The following is a 1861-nucleotide window of genomic DNA, read 5'->3' as shown; positions in this document are numbered from 1 at the left end:
CCATGGCGCAGGCCCCGCCCACCGACGCCATGGCCGGTCTGGAGGCCGGGCTGCACAACTTCCTGCTCTCCTGCGTCGACCCCGAACGCGTCCGCATCGCCCTCATCGACGCGCCGTCGGTGCTCGGCTGGCAGGAGTGGCGCGAGGTCGACGAGAAGTACGGCCTCGGCCTGGTCGTGGCGGGCTTGCAGGCGGGGATCCAGGCCGGCGCCCTGCGCGGCGATCTCGACATCCGCCCGCTGTCGCTGCTGATCCTCTCGGCGCTCGGCGAGGCCGCCATGTTCATCGCCAATGCCGACGACCCGGAAGCCGCCCGCCAGCAGACCGAACCCGCGGTGCTCGCCCTCGTCGACGGTCTGCGCCTCTAGACAACGGATTTCGGGCGACACGCTCCGGGAATCGGTGCGGCGGCGGCAGAATCGGTCGGATGACGGATCTCGCGCTCACCTCGGATCGCCGGGCCGAACTGGCCGGGCTGCTCGGTGACGAAACCCGTCTGCGCACCGAATTCCCCAGGGTCGCGGAGTATCTCGGCACCGCCTCGCGTCTGCCCGGTACCGGTGACGAGCGCGCCGACTCCGCGTTCGATCTGCGGTTGGTGCACTATCTGACCGGTGGATCGTCGGACAACCCCTACTGGGATATCGTCGCGCCGTCGGTGTCCGAGGTCGCCGGACGCCGGGTGGTCGACGGCGGCCGGGTCGCGGGCAGCCCGAGACTCGCCTTCGCCCAGACGATTCTGCAGTCCGCCTACGCCTACGCGATCCCCGCGCCCGCCACGATCGAGTGGCTGGCCGACGTCTGTGCCGGTCGTCCCGTCACGGAAATCGGTGCCGGGCGCGGTTATTGGGCCGCGCAGCTGGCTCGTGCCGGGCTGACGGTCCACGCTTTCGACGCCGAACCCCCGGGGCTCACCGAGAACCCGTCCTTCCCAGCCAGTTCAGGCCAACGCGACCTCTGGTATCCCGTGCGTGGAGATACCGCCCGAGCCGCCGCCGACGCGGGCCGCGACGACCACGTGCTCCTGCTGTGCTGGCCACCCGGCTGGGGTGACCGCATGGCCTCGACGGCACTCGCCGACTACACCCGCGCGGGCGGCACCCGCCTCGTCTACATCGGTGAGCAACCCGGCGGCAAGACGGCCGACGCCCCCTTCTTCGACGCCCTCGCGTCCGGTTGGACTCTGAAACCTGCTTCGCCCCACTACGTTTCCTGGTGGAACCTCACCGACACCGCCCAATTCTGGACCCGTGCCCGATGAAGGTCGCCACGCCGAGGAGGAGGCGGGTCGGGGGCCGCCTTGACTGCCTCGGCGTGGCAACCGGGCGGGACGCGAGGAAGCGCGCGCCGTCGCCGATTCAAGATCGCGGGCGACGGGCCGGGGCGTTAACGGCCGGGCTACCTGTCGGCGAGCCGGGCCTTCTTGACCTTGTTGCCGCACGTGTTCATCGAGCACCAGCGACGATTCGCGCCTCGACTGGTATCGAGGAAAAGTCCTGCGCAGCCGGGTCCTTCGCAGGCTTTGATCCGGCTGCGATCGGGGCCGCCGATGACTTGGATGGCATCGGCGGCAAGAACTGCGAGCGCGTCGTCTACCGGTGCTTCTTCGCGCAAGCGCCAGACCGCGCGGCCGTTGTCGAGTGCGGGCGTCGGCTGCCCCGCGACGGCGGCCCGGTTCAGGATCGCCGCGTCGGTCGGATCGGGTTTGCGGTCGCGGGCGACGGCCAGCCCGGCACGATAGATGGCTTCCCGCAACGCGAGTGCGCCCCGGAGCTCGGCGGGTGAGACACCCGGCACGTCGAGTCCTGCGGCGCGCAACCAGAGTTCGAGCCGGTCGGGCTCCGCGAGTCGCTCGCGGGGA

At 70.8% G+C, this 1861-nt stretch carries 2 protein-coding genes and 1 pseudogene; 2 read left to right on the top strand and 1 reads right to left on the bottom strand.

Features of this window, described 5'->3' with window-relative positions:
- Nucleotides 1–368: pseudogene (locus ACWELQ_RS44980) on the top strand (TetR/AcrR family transcriptional regulator); the annotation flags it as partial.
- A gap of 59 nt (nt 369–427) precedes the next feature.
- Nucleotides 428–1261, top strand: a complete 834-nt coding sequence (locus tag ACWELQ_RS44975) for a hypothetical protein (RefSeq protein WP_452403069.1) — start codon at nt 428–430, stop codon at nt 1259–1261.
- A 137-nt stretch (nt 1262–1398) separates the two neighbouring features.
- On the opposite strand, the gene ACWELQ_RS44970 is transcribed toward ACWELQ_RS44975, so the two are convergent.
- On the bottom strand, nt 1399–1861 hold a 463-nt coding region (locus ACWELQ_RS44970), incomplete at its 5' end, for a CGNR zinc finger domain-containing protein (protein WP_452403068.1).

The sequence above is a fragment of the Nocardia sp. NPDC004722 genome (assembly GCF_053601505.1).
This window is presented reverse-complemented; position numbering and strand designations above follow the sequence as displayed.